16 protein-coding genes are annotated in these 15,146 nt (G+C 74.3%); 6 read left to right on the plus strand and 10 right to left on the minus strand.

The genetic code is table 11. The features are described from left to right. The 3 genes from ET526_RS19465 to ET526_RS19475 all read right to left on the minus strand — a co-directional run. Positions 1-355, minus strand: a 355-nt coding sequence (locus ET526_RS19465; protein ID WP_338025372.1) for a biotin/lipoyl-containing protein, incomplete at its 3' end; no start/stop codon positions are given. A gap of 1 nt (position 356) precedes the next feature. Beyond that, positions 357-1,370 (minus strand): alpha-ketoacid dehydrogenase subunit beta, encoded by a 1,014-nt coding sequence (locus tag ET526_RS19470; RefSeq protein WP_135470421.1) that lies wholly within the window; start codon positions 1,368-1,370, stop codon positions 357-359. 3 nt (positions 1,371-1,373) lie between these two features. Next, on the minus strand, positions 1,374-2,606 hold the full coding sequence (locus ET526_RS19475) for a 3-methyl-2-oxobutanoate dehydrogenase (2-methylpropanoyl-transferring) subunit alpha (protein WP_135470423.1): 1,233 nt from the start codon (positions 2,604-2,606) through the stop codon (positions 1,374-1,376). Positions 2,607-2,791: 185 nt separating this feature from the next. On the opposite strand from ET526_RS19475, the gene ET526_RS19480 reads away from it, so the two are divergent. From ET526_RS19480 to ET526_RS19495, 4 genes are read left to right on the plus strand one after another with little or no spacing between them, the layout of a single operon-like run. Further along, the gene (locus tag ET526_RS19480; protein ID WP_135470425.1) at positions 2,792-3,763 is read left to right on the plus strand and encodes a Bug family tripartite tricarboxylate transporter substrate binding protein; all 972 of its coding nucleotides are present in this window, start codon (positions 2,792-2,794) and stop codon (positions 3,761-3,763) included. Positions 3,764-3,776: 13 nt separating this feature from the next. Next, positions 3,777-4,256 carry a (2Fe-2S)-binding protein gene (locus ET526_RS19485; protein ID WP_135470427.1) on the plus strand — a complete coding sequence of 160 codons (480 nt, stop codon included), beginning with the start codon at positions 3,777-3,779 and terminating at the stop codon, positions 4,254-4,256. After that, complete coding sequence (locus tag ET526_RS19490) at positions 4,253-6,391, plus strand: molybdopterin cofactor-binding domain-containing protein (protein WP_135470429.1); 2,139 nt, start codon at positions 4,253-4,255, stop codon at positions 6,389-6,391. Before ET526_RS19485 ends, ET526_RS19490 begins: the two co-directional genes overlap by 4 nt. Next, the gene (locus tag ET526_RS19495) at positions 6,388-7,365 is read left to right on the plus strand and encodes a substrate-binding domain-containing protein (RefSeq protein ID WP_135470431.1); all 978 of its coding nucleotides are present in this window, start codon (positions 6,388-6,390) and stop codon (positions 7,363-7,365) included. The genes ET526_RS19490 and ET526_RS19495 overlap by 4 nt, the downstream gene beginning before the upstream one ends. Before the next feature lie 61 nt (positions 7,366-7,426). Here the strand turns inward: ET526_RS19495 and ET526_RS19500 are convergent, their stop codons facing one another. The 4 genes from ET526_RS19500 to ET526_RS19515 form a co-directional block, all read right to left on the minus strand. Then, positions 7,427-8,401, minus strand: a complete 975-nt coding sequence (locus tag ET526_RS19500; RefSeq protein ID WP_135470434.1) for an esterase-like activity of phytase family protein — start codon at positions 8,399-8,401, stop codon at positions 7,427-7,429. Positions 8,402-8,408: 7 nt separating this feature from the next. Further along, on the minus strand, positions 8,409-10,277 hold the full coding sequence (gene cobT, locus ET526_RS19505) for a cobaltochelatase subunit CobT (RefSeq protein WP_135470436.1): 1,869 nt from the start codon (positions 10,275-10,277) through the stop codon (positions 8,409-8,411). Between the two features lie 36 nt (positions 10,278-10,313). Then, positions 10,314-11,321 carry a cobaltochelatase subunit CobS gene (gene cobS / locus ET526_RS19510; RefSeq protein WP_135470439.1) on the minus strand — a complete coding sequence of 336 codons (1,008 nt, stop codon included), beginning with the start codon at positions 11,319-11,321 and terminating at the stop codon, positions 10,314-10,316. 62 nt (positions 11,322-11,383) lie between these two features. Next, a complete protein-coding gene (locus ET526_RS19515; RefSeq protein ID WP_135470441.1) occupies positions 11,384-11,995 on the minus strand; it encodes a J domain-containing protein in 612 nt (203 codons plus the stop codon). Positions 11,996-12,092: 97 nt separating this feature from the next. Here ET526_RS19515 and ET526_RS19520 point away from each other — a divergent pair, with 97 nt between their 5' ends. After that, on the plus strand, positions 12,093-12,374 hold the full coding sequence (locus tag ET526_RS19520; protein ID WP_135470443.1) for a BolA family protein: 282 nt from the start codon (positions 12,093-12,095) through the stop codon (positions 12,372-12,374). 46 nt (positions 12,375-12,420) lie between these two features. Here the strand turns inward: ET526_RS19520 and ET526_RS19525 are convergent, their stop codons facing one another. Both ET526_RS19525 and ET526_RS19530 read right to left on the minus strand, forming a co-directional pair. After that, entirely contained in the window at positions 12,421-12,642 is a 222-nt protein-coding gene (locus tag ET526_RS19525) for a hypothetical protein (protein WP_135470445.1), read from the minus strand. Positions 12,643-12,755: 113 nt separating this feature from the next. Next, positions 12,756-13,274 carry a DUF2934 domain-containing protein gene (locus tag ET526_RS19530; protein ID WP_240048493.1) on the minus strand — a complete coding sequence of 173 codons (519 nt, stop codon included), beginning with the start codon at positions 13,272-13,274 and terminating at the stop codon, positions 12,756-12,758. Positions 13,275-13,509: 235 nt separating this feature from the next. Between ET526_RS19530 and ET526_RS19535 the strand changes: the two genes are divergently transcribed. Continuing rightward, positions 13,510-13,734: a hypothetical protein gene (locus tag ET526_RS19535; protein WP_135470447.1), complete on the plus strand. Its 225-nt coding sequence runs from the start codon at positions 13,510-13,512 to the stop codon at positions 13,732-13,734. 76 nt (positions 13,735-13,810) lie between these two features. Here the strand turns inward: ET526_RS19535 and ET526_RS19540 are convergent, their stop codons facing one another. After that, on the minus strand, positions 13,811-14,989 hold the full coding sequence (locus ET526_RS19540; protein ID WP_135470449.1) for a DNA topoisomerase IB: 1,179 nt from the start codon (positions 14,987-14,989) through the stop codon (positions 13,811-13,813). Positions 14,990-15,146 lie beyond the last annotated feature (157 nt).

Raw genomic sequence — 15,146 nt, forward strand, 5'->3', positions numbered from 1 at the left:
GGGGCGGCGCGGGCCGCGGCGCGGCCGCGTCCGGCGCCGCCGGGGGCGGCGGTTCCGGGGCCGGTGGCGAGGCGGGCAGGCGGGGCGGGGGCGGCACCTCCTCCCCTGGCGCGCCGGGCACCTCGAGCCGGACCAGCTCGCTCCCCACCGCCAGCCGGGCGCCGACCTCGCCGCCGAGGGCGATGACGGTGCCGGTGACGGGGGAGGGGATCTCCACCGTCGCCTTGTCGGTCATCACCTCGGCGAGCGGCTGGTCCTCGCGCACGATGTCGCCGGGCCGGACGTGCCAGGCGACCAGCTCGGCCTCGGCGATGCCCTCGCCGATGTCGGGCAGCCGGACGATGCGCGTGCCCATCTCAGCCCTCCACCGCCGCGCGCAGGGCGCGGCCGACGCGGGCAGCGCCGGGGAAGTAGTCCCATTCCTGCGCGTGCGGATAGGGCGTGTCCCAGCCGGTGACGCGGAGGATCGGCGCCTCCAGGTGCCAGAAGCAGCGCTCCTGCACCTGCGCCGACAGCTCGGCGCCGAAGCCCGAGGTGCGGGTCGCCTCGTGCAGGATGACGCAGCGCCCGGTCTTGCGCACCGAGCGCACGATGGCGTCGATGTCGAGCGGGACCAGGGTGCGCAGGTCCAGGATCTCGGCATCCACCCCGGTCTCCTCCGCCGCCGCCTCGGCGACATGCACCATGGTGCCGTAGGCGAGCACCGTCACCGCCGCGCCCTCGCGCCGCACCGCCGCCTGGCCGAGCGGCACGGTGTAGTGCCCCTCCGGCGTCTCACTCAGCGGGTGGCGGGACCAGGGCACCGCCGGCTTCTCCGGATGGCCGTCGAAAGGGCCGTTGTAGAGCCGCTTCGGCTCCAGGAAGATGACCGGGTCCTCGTCCTCGATGGAGGCGATCAGCAGCCCCTTGGCGTCATGCGGGTTGGAGGGGATGACGGTCTTGATGCCGCAGACATGGGTGAACAGCGCCTCCGGGCTCTGGCTGTGGGTCTGCCCGCCGAAGATGCCGCCGCCGCAGGGCATGCGCACCACGAGCGGCGCGGTGAACTCCCCGGCCGAGCGGTAGCGCAGCCGCGCCGCCTCGGAGACGATCTGGTCGTAGCCCGGATACATGTAGTCCGCGAACTGGATCTCGGCCACGGGCCGCAGCCCGTAGGCGGCCATGCCGACGGCGGCGCCGACGATGCCGGATTCCGAGATCGGCGTGTCGAAGCAGCGGGAGGGGCCGTACTTGCGCTGCAGCCCCTCGGTGCAGCGGAACACGCCGCCGAAATAGCCCACATCCTCGCCGAACACGACGACGCGCGGATCGCGCGCCATCATCACGTCGAGCGCGTCGCGGATCGCCTCGATCATGGTGCGGCGCGGCATGGTTCAGATCCCCAGCTCCTGGCGCTGCTCGCGCAGGTGGCGGGGCATCTCCTTGAACACGTCCTCGAACATGGTGGCGGTGCTGGGCCGCGGCCCGTCGTGCAGCGTGCCGTGGCGCTCCGCCTCGCGCTGCGCCAGCAGCACCTCCTCCTCGATCTCCGCCTGCATCTGGGTATGCCGCTCCTCGCTCCAGGTGCCGAGCACGATGAGGTGCTTCTTCAGCCGCTCGATCGGGTCGCCGAGCGGCCAGGCGTCGGATTCCTCCTTCGGCCGGTAGCGCGAGGGGTCGTCGGAGCTGGAATGCGGCCCGGCGCGGTAGGTGACCCATTCGATCAGCGTCGGGCCGAGGTTGCGCCGCGCCCGCTCCACCGCCCAGGCGGCGACGGCGCGCACCGCGAGATAGTCGTTGCCGTCGGCGCGCAGCGAGGGGATGCCGTAGCCATGCGCCCGCGCGGCGAAGGTCGCGCTCTCGCCGCCCGCCACGGTCTGGGGGGAGGAGATGGCCCACTGGTTGTTCACCACGTTCAGCACCACCGGCGGGCGGTAGACGGAGGCGAACACCAGGGCCGAGTGGAAGTCGCTTTCCGCCGTCGAGCCCTCGCCGATCCAGCCGGCGGCGATGCGCGTGTCGCCGCTGATCGCCGAGGCCATCGCCCAGCCCACCGCCTGCACGTACTGCGTGCCGAGATTGCCGGAGACGGAGAAGAACCCGGCCTCCCGCGCCGAGTAGAGCACCGGAAGCTGCCGCCCGCGCAGGCGGTCCTTCTCGTTGGAGAAGATCTGGCACATCAGATCGGTGAGCGGCCAGTCCTGGGCGATCAGCAGCCCCTGCTGGCGGTAGGTGGGGAAGTTCATGTCCCCCTTCCCGAGCTCCATCTGGAAGGCGCAGGCGATCGCCTCCTCCCCCGTGCACTGCATGTAGAAGGAGGTCTTGCCCTGGCGCTGCGCCATCATCATGCGCGCGTCGAAGGCGCGGGTCTTCATCATGGCGCGCAGCCCCGCCTTCAGCACCTCCGGGTCGAGCTTCGGGTCCCAGGGCCCGACCGCCTCCCCCTGGCGGTTGAGCACGCGGATGATGGAGTAGCCGAGGTCGTGGATGTCGTGCGCCGCCACGTCCACCGGCGGGCGCCGCACCGCGCCGGCCTGCGGGATCGCGAGGCGGCTGAAGTCCGGCTTGCCGCCCGGGCGCACCGGCGGCTCCGGAACGTGCAGCGACAGGGGTCTGCGCTCGGTCATGGCCGTCCTCCCCGCTCCGGGCGCCGCCGGGCCAGGATGCGAACGATCCTGGGACGATCCGGGTTTGCCGCGGCCGTGGCGATGTGAAGCCCCGGCCCGCCGCGCCGGCCGGCGGGCGGGCTTGCCGCCGCGGCGCGGGCGGCGGATCCTCGCCCCCCGACGCGCCCGTCCGGGAGGGAACGAGAATGACCAGCCGCCGCGCCTGCCTCGCCGCCTTCGGGGCGGGGCTCATCGCCACCAGCCGCGCCGCCCGTGCCCAGCCAACCTGGCCGGCCCGGCCGCTGCGCATCGTCGTGCCCTTCGGCCTCGGCGGCTCGGCCGACGTCGCCGCGCGCTTCCTGGCCGAGCCGCTCGGCCAGGCGCTCGGCCAGCCGGTGCTGGTGGACAACCGCCCCGGCGCCGGCGCGGTGATCGGCACCGACCACGTCGCCAAGTCGGCGCCCGACGGGCACACGCTGCTGATGATGTCGAACACCCACACCGCCAACGAGACGCTGCTGCCGAACCGGCCCTACGCGCTGATGCGCGACCTCGTCCCCGTGGCGGCGGTGAACATCGCCTACCAGGTGCTGGTGGTGCATCCCTCCGTCCCCGCGCGCAGCGTGTCCGAGCTGATCGCTCATGCCAAGGCCAATCCGGGGCGGATGGAATACGCCTCCTCCGGCCCGGGCACGCCCTACCACATCGCCGGGGAGGTGTTCCGCGCCATGGCCGGGATCGAGCTGCTGCACGTGCCCTTCCGCGGCAGCGACCAGGCGCGCACCGCGGTGCTCGGCGGCCAGATCCCGATGATGTTCGACGCCATCCCCACCATGGCCGAGCACATCCGCAGCGGCCGCGTGCGCGGCCTGGCGACCACCGGCCCGGAGCCCAGCCCGCTGCTGCCGGAACTGCCCGCGCTGGCGGCGACGCTGCCGGGCTACGAGGCCTCGCTCTGGCTCGGGCTGATGGCGCCCGCCGGCACGCCGCCCGCGGTGATCGAGCGCCTGAACGCCGAGGTGAACCGCATCCTCGCCCGGCCGGAGACGCAGGAGGCGCAGGCGCGCCTCGGCGCCCAGCCGATGCGCATGGGCGTGGCGGAGTTCGAGGCCTTCCTCCGCCGCGACATCGAGCGCCAGCGGGAGTGGATCCGCATGGCCAACATCCAGGTCGGCTGAGGAGGGACGGACCTTGGTCGCCTTCACCCTGAACGGCAGGGCGGCAGCGGTGGAGCTGCCGGAGGCGGTGCCGCTGCTCGCGGCGCTGCGCGGCCCGCTCGGCCTCTCGGGGCCGCGCTACGGCTGCGGCGCGGAGCGGTGCGGCGCCTGCATGGTGCTGGTGGAGAACCGGCCCGCCTATGCCTGCACCCTGCCGCTCGGCGCCGCGGCGGGGAAGGCGGTGCGCACGGTGGAGGGGCTCGGCGGCCCGGAGGCGCCGCACCCCCTGCAGACGGCCTTCCTCGCCGAGCAGGCGGGACAGTGCGGCTACTGCCTCTCCGGCATCCTGGTCAGCGCCGCCGCGCTGCTGGAGGCGAACCCAGCGCCGGACGAGGCGGCGGTGCGCGCGGCGCTGGAGCCGCATCTCTGCCGCTGCGGCAGCCACAACCGCATCCTGCGCGCCGTGCTGCGCGCCGCCGCGGCGATGCGCGAGGGCAGGGGAGGCGCGCCATGAACCTCGCCTACCACATGGCCACCGGCGGCGGCGGCGACGACCGGCCGCGCCTGCCGGGCAGCCTGCACCTCAACCGCCGCCTCGGCCAGTGGCTGCGCTTCCACGCCGAGGGGCGGGTGACGATCCGCCCCGGCAAGGTCGAGCTCGGCCAGGGCATCCTGACGGCGCTGGCGCAGATCGCGGCGGAGGAGCTGGACGTGGCGCTGGCCCGCGTCGCCGTCGCCCCGGCGGCGACGCCGGACAGCCCGAACGAGGCGGTGACCTCGGGCAGCCTCTCGGTGCAGGAATGCGGCATGGCGCTGCGCCACGCCTGCGCCGCCGCCCGCGCCATCCACCTCTCCGTTGCAGCGCAGCGCACGGGGGTGCCGATCGAGGCGATCCGGGTGGAGGACGGCGCCTTTCTCGGCCCGCGCGGCGAGGCGGTCGGCTCCTACTGGGCGCAGGCGGACGAGGCGCTGCTCGACTGCGAGGCGCCGCCCGACGCCAGGCCCAAGCCCGCCGCCGCGCGGCGCGTGGCCGGCACGTCGGCGCCGCGCCTCGACCTGCCGGACAAGGTGTTCGGCGCCGCCCGCTTCGTCCACGACCTGCGCCTGCCGGGGATGCTGCATGCGCGGGTGGTGCGCCCGCCCTCGCGCGGCGCGCGCCTGCTGGCGGTGGGGGAGGGGGCGCTGCCGGGCGATGCGCGCCTGGTGCGCGACGGCAGCTTCCTCGCCGTGCTCGCCGCCGAGGAGCATGTGGCGGAGGCGGCCGCGGCGCGCCTCGCCGCCCGCGCCACCTGGGAGGAGCGCGACACGCTGCCGGAGGAGGCCGCGCTCGCCGACTGGCTGCGCACCGCCCCGGCCGAGGAGGGCGTGGTGGCCGAGCGGGGCGAGGCCCCGCCGGCCCTGGCGCATCGCGTGCGCGCGGCCTTCCTCCGCCCCTACCTGGCCCATGCCTCCCTCGCGCCCTCCTGCGCCGTCGCGCGCTGGGAGGGGGAGGCGCTGGAGGTCTGGACCCACAGCCAGGGCATCTACAATCTCCGCACCGACCTCTCGAAGACGCTGCGCCTGCCGCCGGAGCGCATCACCGTGCGGCACAGGGAGGGCGCGGGCTGCTACGGCCACAACGGCGCCGACGACGTGGCGCTGGACGCCGCCCTCGCCGCGCGCGCCGCGCCCGGCCGCCCGGTGCGCCTGCTGTGGAGCCGCGCCGACGAGCTCGCCTGGGCGCCGCTCTCGCCAGCGACGCTGGTGGAGGTGGAGGCGGGGCTCGACGCGGCGGGCAGTCTCGCCTCCTGGCGCATGGAGATCGCGGGCAACGGCCATTCCTCGCGCCCCGGACGGGCGCAGGAGCCGACGCTGCTCGCCGCCTCCCACCTCGCCGAGCCCTTCGCGGTGCCGCCGGCGATCAACCCGCCGCTCGCCGCCGGCGGGGGCGCGCAGCGCAACGCGGTGCCGCTCTACCGCGTGCCGCATCTGCGCATCGGCCTCCGGCGCATCACCGAGATGCCGCTGCGCACCTCGGCGCTGCGCGGGCTCGGCGCGCTGGTCAATGTCTGGGCCATCGAATCGGTGATGGACGGGCTGGCGGCGCTGGCCGGCGCCGACCCGCTGGAGTTCCGCCTGCGCCACCTCGACGATCCGCGGGCGGCGGAGGTGCTGCGCCGCGCCTGCGCCATGGCGGGCTGGGCGGGGCGCGCCCGCGCCGAGGGCACCGGCATGGGGCTCGGCCTCGCCCGCTACAAGGGCAGCGGCGCCTGGTGCGCCGTGGTGGCGGAGATCGCGGCCGAGGCGGCGGTGCGCGCCACGCGCCTCTGGATCGCCGCCGATGTGGGGGAGGCGATCAACCCCGACGGCGTCGCCAACCAGATCGAGGGCGGCGCCATCCACGCCACCTCGATCGCGCTGAAGGAGGCGGTGCGGTTCGACCGCCGCCGCGTCACCACCGAGTCCTGGGAAAGCTACCCGATCCTTCGCTTCTCCGAGGTGCCGGCGGTGGAGGTGCATCTGGTCCCGCGCCCCGAGGAGCCGCCCCTCGGCGCCGGCGAGGCCGCGCTCGGCCCGACCATCGCCGCCATCGCCGCGGCCATCCACGACGCGCTCGGCGTGCGCCCGCGCGCCCTGCCCTTCACCCCGGAGGCGATCGCCGCCGCATGACCGCCGGGACGCTGACCCTCTCCCTCGCCTGCACCCTCTCCGACCGCACGCGGCCGGTGCTGGATGGGCGTGTGACCATCCCCGGCCTGCGCCTGATCGGCCTGCCGGGGGAGCCGGAGGACATCTTCCGCCGCGCCCTGCGCGACCGCGCCTTCGAGGTGACGGAGCTGTCCATGGGCAGCCACATCGTCACCACCGCGCGCGGCGACGCACCCTATGTCGGCGTGCCGGTCTTCCTCTCCCGCGCCTTCCGCCACTCCGCCGTGTACGTCCGCACCGACCGCGGCATCCGCGAGGCCGCCGACCTCGCCGGGCGCACCATCGGCGTGCCGGAATACCAGCAGACGGCGGCGCTCTGGGTGCGCGGCATGCTGCGCGAGCGGCACGGGGTGGACACGCGCGGCATCGCCTGGCGGACGGGTGGCGAGCGGGTGGCGATCACGCTGCCCGAGGGGCTGGACGTGCGCCCGCTCGGCGAGGATCTCGACGCGGCGCTGGCGGCGGGGCGGCTGGATGCGCTGATCGGCCCGCGCCCGCCCGCCTGCTTCCGCGACGGCAGCGCCCCGGTGGCGCGCCTCTGGCCCGATTTCCGGCGCGAGGAGGAGGCGTATTTCCGCGCCACCGGCTTCTTCCCGATCATGCACTGCCTGGCGGTGCGCAGGGACGTGGCGGAGCGCCACCCCTGGCTGCCGGTCGCGCTGTTCCGCGCCTTCGCCCGTGCCAAGGCGCTGTCGCTGGCCGAGCTGTCCATGGTCAACGTGCTGCGCGTCTCGCTGCCCTGGATCGCCGCCGAGGCGGCGGCGCAGTCCGCGATCATGGGCGGCGATCCCTGGCCCTACGGCTTCGCCCGCAACCGCGAGGAGATCGCCGCCATGATCCGCTATGCCCGCGATGACGGGCTGGTGGCGGAGGCGTTCGACCCCGAGGCGCTGTTCCACCCGAGCACGCTCGACCTGCCGGACCGCGAGGCGTGAGGGCGGCCATTCCGGCGGCCGTGGTCCCCGTCCCATGCGGCGGTGGCGCGGGCCGGCCGCATCAGTCGTCGGCGAGCAGGAACAGCAGCAGCCAAGCCCGCTGCAGCGGGTTCTCGTTGTCGTCCGAGACGAGGGCGACCAGGGTGCGCCCGCCGAGCCGCGCCGTGCCGACCCCCTCGTAATTGTCGGTGGGCAGGGGCGGGGCGAGGGCGAGCAGCGTCTCTCCTTCCAGCACCGTGCCGGGGCGCGCCCCGGCCAAGGCGCCGGGGGAGAGGCGCGCCAGCCGTCCGGTGAAGCCGCCGAGCAGCGAGAAGCGCCGCTCCAGCACCAGCGCCCCGCCATCCGGCAGCGGCGCCGCGTCCACCGGGTGCAGCCCCTCCGCCGGGCGATAGGCCACCTCCATCCAGGCATCCGGCCGGCCGAGCCAGCCGAGGCGCAGATCCGGCGCCTCGGGCGGGGCCAGCATCTCGGTGATCAGCAGCCAGCGCCCGTCGGCGAGCACGGCGAGGGATTCCAGCCCGCCATTGCGCGGCGCCCGCTCCAGCCCGGGCGGCGCCGGGACATAGGAGGCCGGCCCGTCGAGATCGGCATAGGCGCGGATGCGGTGCCAGCGCTCGAAGGCGACCAGCCAAGTGCCGTCGGGCAGGCGGGCCAGCGCCTCCGCATCCCCCGCCCAGCCGCGGCCGAGGGGCTGGCCCGCGCCGTCGCGCAGCGGGCCGCTGCGCAGGTCCTCGAGCCCCACGGGGCGGCCCTCCTGCAGCACCAGGCGCGCGCTCATCCAGTGGCCGAGATCGCTGACGGCGGTGAGGCGCAGCGCGTCATCCAGGCGCAGGCCGGAAAGGCCGCGGAAGGCGGGCTCGGCGCCGTCCAGCACCAGGGCGCCAAGCGGCTCCAGGGGCGAGCCGGGCGGCACCTGCAGCGGCACCGGGCGGGCGAGGGGCCGCTCGGCCTTCTCCGCCGCGCAGGCGGAGGCCGCCAGAACCCCCGCGGCGCCGAGCAGGAAGGCGCGGCGGCCGGTCCCGCCCGGTGCGATCACGCGCCGCTCAGGCGACCAGCGCCGCGCGCTCCGCCGCCGCGCGGTGCCAGGCCTCCGAGGCGTCCTCGTCGAACAGCTCGGCGAGCTTCTTCATCATGGTGCCGCCGAGCTCCTCGGCATCCACGATGGTGACGGCGCGGCGATAGTAGCGGGTGACGTCGTGGCCGATGCCGATCGCGATCAGCTCCACGTCGCCGCGGCCCTCGATGTCGGCGATCACCTTGCGCAGGTGGCGCTCCAGGTAGTTGCCGGGGTTCACGGAGAGGGTGGAATCGTCCACCGGCGCGCCGTCGGAGATCACCATCAGGATGCGGCGGCGCTCCGGGCGGACGAGCAGGCGGCGATAGGCCCATTCCAGCGCCTCGCCGTCGATGTTCTCCTTCAGCAGCCCCTCGCGCAGCATCAGGCCGAGATTCTTCCGCGCCCGCCGCCAGGGGGCGTCGGCCGCCTTGTAGATGACGTGCCGCAGGTCGTTCAGCCGGCCGGGGTTGCGCGGCTTGCCTTCCTGCACCCACTTCTCGCGGCTCTGCCCGCCCTTCCAGGCGCGGGTGGTGAAGCCGAGGATCTCCACCTTCACCGAGCATCGCTCCAGCGTGCGCGCCAGGATGTCGCTGCACATGGCGGCGACGGTGATCGGGCGGCCGCGCATGGAGCCGGAGTTGTCGATCAGCAGCGTCACCACCGTGTCGCGGAAATCCGCCTCGCGCTCCCGCTTGTAGGAGAGGGAGTGCATCGGATTCGCCACCACGCGGGCGAGGCGGGCGACGTCGAGCAGCCCCTCCTCCAGGTCGAACTCCCAGGCGCGCTGCTGCTGCGCGAGCAGGCGGCGCTGCAGCCGGTTGGCAAGCTTGGAGACCACGCCCTGCAGGTGGGAGAGCTGCTGGTCGAGCTGCTGGCGCAGCCGCGTCAGCTCCTCCGGGTCGCAGAGGTCCTCGGCCTCCACCACCTCGTCGAAGGCACTGGTGAAGGGGTGGTAGCGGGAGATGTCGGCGGTCTGCGGCACCTCGCGGCGCTGCTGGGGGCCGCCGGGCTTGTCGTCGCCCTCGGCGGCGGCGCCCTCCTCCTCGGCCTCCTGGACCTCTTCCTCGGCGGCCTCGCCCTGCATCGCCTCGGGCTGGGCGCCGAGCATGCTCTCCTGGTCCTGGGCCTGGGCCTCGCCCTCCCCGGACTGGTCCTGCATGGCGGACTGCTCGCCCTGCTCCTCGCCGTCTTCCTGCTGCTCGGCCTCGCTCTCCAGCTCCGCTTCGGCGAGGTCGAGCGCCGCGAGCAGGCGGCGGGCGGCGCGGGCATAGGCGTCCTGGTCCTCGGTTGCCGAGGCCATCTCGGACAGCGCCGCCTCGGCCTTCTCGCCGATGGTGCCGCGCCACAGGTCGAGGACCCGCTGCGCCGCCTCCGGCGCCGGCTCGCCGGAGATGCGCTCGCGCGCCAGCAGGGACAGCGCCGCGGGGAGCGGGAGCTGGTCCTTGCGCGTCATGCGGTCGTAGCCCTCGGCCTCGCACTGCTCGGCCAGGCGGGCGCGCAGGTTGGCGGCGACGCCGGGCATGTGGCGGCTGCCCAGCGCCTCGACCCGCACGTCCTCGAGCGCGTCGAACACCTCCTTCGCCTCGCGCCGCTGCGGCAGGCGGGCGGCGTGCACGGCGTCGGAATGGTGGCGCAGGCGCAGCGCCGCCGCGTCCGCCGCCCCGCGCAGCCGCGCCACCTCGGCCGGCGGCAGGGCGCGCGTGGGCAGCGGCAGGCGGACGCGCTTGCCGGAGACGCCGGAGGGGCCGGGCTGGAAGGCCACCTGCACCTCGGGCGTGGCGTGGGCGAGGGCGCGCAGCACGCCGGCGGTGGCGCGCTTGAACTCCTCCTGGCGGGTCAGGTCCTGCTTGCTCATCGGCTCACCCGCGGTCCGGTGGGGTGTCGGGGGCGCTCAGCTCGCCTTGCGCAGCAGCGTGCCGCTCGGCAGCTCCTCGTTGAAGCAGCGCTGGTAGTATTCGGCCACCGTCGCCCGCTCCGCCTCGTCGCACTTGTTGAGGAAGGTGAGGCGGAAGGCGAAGCCGACATCGCCGAAGATGCGCGCGTTCTCCGCCCAGGTGATGACGGTGCGCGGGCTCATCACGGTGGAGATGTCCCCGGCGATGAAGCCGGCGCGCGTCAGGTCGGCCAGCGCCACCATCGCCTCCACCTGCTTCTTCATCTTCGGGTCGCTCTCGGCGCCGAGCTTGGCCAGCACGATCTCCGTCTCCTGCGCGTGCGGCAGGTAGTTCAGCGTGGCCACGATGTTCCAGCGGTCCATCTGGCCCTGGTTGATCTGCTGGGTGCCGTGGTAGAGTCCCGTGGTGTCGCCGAGGCCCACCGTGTTCGCCGTGGCGAACAGGCGGAAGCAGGGATGGGGGCGGATGACGCGGTTCTGGTCGAGCAGCGTCAGCTTGCCCTCCACCTCCAGCACGCGCTGGATCACGAACATCACGTCCGGGCGGCCGGCGTCGTACTCGTCGAACACCAGCGCGCAGGGGTGCTGCAGCGCCCAGGGCAGGATGCCCTCGCGGAACTCGGTCACCTGCTTGCCGTCCTTCAGCACGATCGCGTCCTTGCCGATCAGGTCGATGCGGCTGATGTGGCTGTCGAGGTTGACGCGGATGCAGGGCCAGTTCAGCCGCGCCGCGACCTGCTCGATGTGGGTGGACTTGCCGGTGCCGTGATAGCCCTGGATCATCACCCGCCGGTTGAAGGCGAAGCCGGCCAGGATGGCGAGGGTGGTCTCGCGGTCGAAGCGGTAGGCGCTGTCCACCTCCGGCACGTGCTCGGTGCGGGTGGAGAAGGCCGGCACCTGCATGTCGAGGTCGAGCCCGAAGGCCGTGCGCGCGTCCACCGTGGTGTCGGGGGTGTCGATCGCCGAGGTGGGACGGATCTCGGCGAGGTTGGCGACCTTGTTCATCGGCATCCGCTTCAGCTCTCGTGGGAAGTCTAGGGCAGCACCGGTCCGGAGGCTACCCGGGCTCAGGGCGGCGGGGCGGCGGCGGCCGCGCCGGCCCGGGGGGCGCCGAGCCGCGTGCGGAGCAGGCTGTAGGCGCGGTTCACGTCCTTCAGCCGCTCCTCCGCCTGCCTGTCTCCGCCATTGGCGTCCGGGTGGTAGCGCTTCACCAGCTCTTTGTAGCGGGCACGGAGCGCCGACGGGTCGAGCGGCCAGCCGAGCCCCAGAACGTCGAGGGCGGCGCGCAGTTCGGGCGGTGCCTCGGCCCCGCCGGACCCTGCCCCCCTTTCCCTTCGCCGTCCGCCCCCCCGCAGCAGGCCCAGGGGATCGCGCAGCATCTCGGGATCGAACCGGCGGTGGCCGCCGAGCCGCCCGAGCGGCCAAGTCGGGCGCTGCCACCCCGCATCGAGACGGAGATGGTTCTCGATCTCGGCCGCGTCCATCCCCTTGTAGTAGTCCCAGGCCGAATTGTACTCGCGGACGTGCGGCAGGCAGAACCAGAGGTAGTCGTTCAGCCGGGAGCGGGAGCGCGGCGCCCGGAACTCCCCGGCGGCCGCGCAGCCCGGCGCGTCGCAGGGACGCGGCGATGGCCCGGGACCGGGCGCGGCGGTTGCGGGGCGTTCGCCACGACGAGGCATCGCGTCCTTATGAGGGCGGCATGGGGGGGGCGCAAGCCACGCGGGCACGGGGGCGCCATGCCTTGCGCGAACGGCGAGGCGGCTTGAAAAGGCGGCCATGCAGACCCGGGCCGAGCGCATCCGCGACGCGTTGCAAGCCGCCTTTCCGTCCGCCGAGGTGCGGGTGCAGGACGACAGCCACCGCCATGCCGGCCATGCCGGCGCCAGGCCGGAAGGCGAGACGCACTACACCGTCGAGGTCGTCTCCCCCGCCTTCGCCGGCATGAGCCGCGTCGCCCGCTCCCGCGCCGCCCATGCCGTGCTGGCGCCCGAATTCGGCAGCGGGCTGCACGCCCTGTCGCTGCGGCTGCTCACGCCGGAGGAGGCGGGGCGGGGCTGAGACGGGGCGCGGCGCCCCGGTGCCGCGGGGGGCGGCGCCAGGCCCCTCACGCCCCCACCGGCTCGGGCGAGAGGATGCGCCACCCCTCGTGCCGGGGCGCCAGGAGCCTGACCTCGATCTCGGCCTCGTCGCTGTCGAACCAGCGGGCGCGGGCGCGCCGCGGGGTCCAGCGGCATTCCCAGCCCTCCCCCTCGTCGCGGTATCCCAGGAGATAGAGGGGGGGCGAGGCGCCGTCGGGGCTGATTGCTGCGATGACCCGCTTGCTCATCGTCGTTCTGCGTCCCTGCGGTGGGGCGATGTTGCGACGGCGATTCAGGCACGGAAAGCATAAACGCGGACGCAACGATCAACCTCGCGCGAGCCTCGTCCGGCCCGGGGGCATCACCCTTCCGTCGGCAGGGCCAAGCAGCGCGCCTCCTCCTGGCGGGCGCGCTCCCAGAACTCCTCGGCGCGGCCCTCCGGCCGGCCCTCCCGTTCCCAGAGGAAATAGGCGCGGTAGCGGATGCGGTGCTCGAGCTCCGGGGCGGCAAGGGGATCGGTGCGGCCCGTGGTGGCAGCATGGGGCCAGCGGCTGCGGGTGCGGGCGGCCTCCACCGCGGCGACGGCGGCGGCATCGGCCCGGGCCAGCAGCAGGCGGCGGCGTTCGGCCGCCTCTGCCGGCGCCGGCGGTACGGGGCAGCGGCCGCGATGCAGCGTGGACCCGCCCAGCCTGTCCTGGGTACGAAGGTCCACCGTCACCGTCATCTCCCCATCGGCGGCGATCAGGCAGCGATAGAGTGCGTCGCCGCGCTCGTTCAGATGCGCGACCCAGGTGGTCCATTCGGCCTCCTGGTCCGGCCAGGAACGCCCGATCTCCCTCCAGGCGAGGTGGGGCTGCGATGGTGGCGCTGCGCGGGGCATCAGTCACCTCGGAAGCCTTGCCGCATCGCAATATGGACGCAATAAGGCCCGGAAGTGGTCCGAGTCCGGTGGGGATCGGGGCATCACAGTTTCGTGCGCGAGGTTTGCCCAGGATCCGGTGGGCTGCCTTGGGGGCGTGCCGCCCCGAGCGGCGATGGCGATTTGTGATGCCGGAAGGGAACCACTCCCCTCCGCAAGCGGCGTTCACTGCCTGCGACGCAACAGGGAGAAAGCCATGAGGGCGCGCAAATTCTTCGCCATGCTTCTGGTTGGCGCGGTGTCCCTGAGCCTGGCGGCCTGCGGCACCACCCCTGGCGGGCGGGCGGTTTCGGGCGGCCTGCTTGGCGCGGGCGCGGGCGCGGGCGTGAGCGCCGCGACCGGCGGCAATGTCGGAACCGGCGCGCTGATCGGCGGCGGCATCGGCGCCGCGGGCGGCGCCCTGACGGCGCCGCGGCGCTGAGCCGTTTCCCGCTCCGGCACGCGCCGGAGCGGGCGACCCCGAGGGAGCGGCGGCCTGTGACGAGGGCCGCCGCTCCTCAGGCGGACAGCTCCACCGTTCCGTACCGCGTAGGGGCAGGCCGGGCGCGGCGTGGCGTGCCGGGCCGCCTGCACCTGTTGGCCCGCCGGGCCGCGGATTTGCCAGTTTCCTCCTGCCGCAGGCGGCGCAGCAGCAGGGCCAGCACCATCGCCTCCTCCGGCCGTAGCTGCGCCATGTCCTCGCGCAACTCGGCGAGTGCCTTCTCCTCCACCTGCCGCAGCAGATCGCCTTCGAGGTAGGCATCGAAGACCTGCGGATGAACGTAGCACTGCCGGCAGATGGTTGGCGTGTTGCCGAGCCGCGCCGCCACCCGTTCGATCGCGGCAGTGATGTTGCGCTTGGCCGCGGCCTGGCCATCCACCGCGCCGAGTTCGCGCAGTGCCATCGCCGCCAGCACCGTGCCGGCCCAGGTGCGGAAATCCTTGGCCGTGATGTCGCGGCCCGAAATCTCGCGCAGATAGGCGTTGACGTCGCCGGAGGTGACGTCGCGCACCGCCCCTTCCGCGTCGAGATACTGGAACAGCTCCTGGCCCGGCAGCTCCTGGCAGGCCCGGGCGATGCGGGCCACCCGCCGGTCCGTCACCCGCAGCCGCCACACCCGGCCGCTCTTGCCGCGGAAGGCGAAGCGCAGCGCCGCGCCGTCCACCTGCACATGCCGCGCGCGCAGCGTGGTCAGCCCGTAGCTGCCGTTGCGCGCCGCATAGTCGTCGTTGCCGACGCGGATCAGCGTCGCCTCCAGCAGGTGCACCACGGTGGCCAGCACCCGTTCCCGCGGCAGGCCCGGCAGGCGCATGTCGGCCTGGACGCGCGCCCGGATGCCGGGCAGGGCGCGGGCGAATTCCAGCATGTGCCCATACTTCGCCGCGTCGCGCACGGCGCGCCAGCGGGGATGGTAGCGGTACTGCTTGCGCCCCTTCTGGTCGCGGCCCGTGGCCTGGATGTGCCCGTCCGGATCGGGGCAGATCCATACCTGCGTCCAGGCCGGGGGGATGGCGAGGGCACGGATCCGCCGCAGCGTGGCCGCGTCGCGCACCGGCCCGCCCTCAGGCAGGCGATAGGTGAACCCCCGGCCGGCGCGCCGCCGCAGGATGCCCGGTGCCTCGTCCGAGACATGGCGCAGCCCGGCCTCGCGTGCCGCCGCGGCTTCGGGGGCGGGCGGTGCGTCGTCCTGCGGCATGGGCACGAGCCTTTCCTCCGACCCGCCCTGAACCGCCGCCGCCTGGGCGGGTTCCGTATCCGCGGATCGAACGCCGGGGCATTTTCCACACGCCCCGGCTTGAGCCGTTCCGGTGAGGCCACCCGAACGGGATCTGCTCTAGGCCGCGTGGACAAAC

Source organism: Crenalkalicoccus roseus (assembly GCF_004761865.1).
In the GTDB taxonomy this organism is placed as follows: Bacteria; Pseudomonadota; Alphaproteobacteria; order Acetobacterales; family Acetobacteraceae; genus Crenalkalicoccus; species Crenalkalicoccus roseus.

Excerpts from the sequence above, each read along its gene's own strand:
- ET526_RS19470 (WP_135470421.1), bottom strand. The coding sequence starts at position 1,370 with ATGCCGCGCCGCACCATGATCGAGGCGATCCGCGACGCGCTCGACGTG.
- ET526_RS19490 (WP_135470429.1), top strand. The coding sequence starts at position 4,253 with ATGAACCTCGCCTACCACATGGCCACCGGCGGCGGCGGCGACGACCGG.
- cobT (WP_135470436.1), bottom strand. The coding sequence starts at position 10,277 with ATGAGCAAGCAGGACCTGACCCGCCAGGAGGAGTTCAAGCGCGCCACC.
- ET526_RS19475 (WP_135470423.1), bottom strand. The coding sequence starts at position 2,606 with ATGACCGAGCGCAGACCCCTGTCGCTGCACGTTCCGGAGCCGCCGGTG.
- cobS (WP_135470439.1), bottom strand. The coding sequence starts at position 11,321 with ATGAACAAGGTCGCCAACCTCGCCGAGATCCGTCCCACCTCGGCGATC.
- ET526_RS19480 (WP_135470425.1), top strand. The coding sequence starts at position 2,792 with ATGACCAGCCGCCGCGCCTGCCTCGCCGCCTTCGGGGCGGGGCTCATC.
- ET526_RS19520 (WP_135470443.1), top strand. The coding sequence starts at position 12,093 with ATGCAGACCCGGGCCGAGCGCATCCGCGACGCGTTGCAAGCCGCCTTT.
- ET526_RS19515 (WP_135470441.1), bottom strand. The coding sequence starts at position 11,995 with ATGCCTCGTCGTGGCGAACGCCCCGCAACCGCCGCGCCCGGTCCCGGG.
- ET526_RS19535 (WP_135470447.1), top strand. The coding sequence starts at position 13,510 with ATGAGGGCGCGCAAATTCTTCGCCATGCTTCTGGTTGGCGCGGTGTCC.
- ET526_RS19495 (WP_135470431.1), top strand. The coding sequence starts at position 6,388 with ATGACCGCCGGGACGCTGACCCTCTCCCTCGCCTGCACCCTCTCCGAC.
- ET526_RS19525 (WP_135470445.1), bottom strand. The coding sequence starts at position 12,642 with ATGAGCAAGCGGGTCATCGCAGCAATCAGCCCCGACGGCGCCTCGCCC.
- ET526_RS19540 (WP_135470449.1), bottom strand. The coding sequence starts at position 14,989 with ATGCCGCAGGACGACGCACCGCCCGCCCCCGAAGCCGCGGCGGCACGC.
- ET526_RS19530 (WP_240048493.1), bottom strand. The coding sequence starts at position 13,274 with ATGCCCCGCGCAGCGCCACCATCGCAGCCCCACCTCGCCTGGAGGGAG.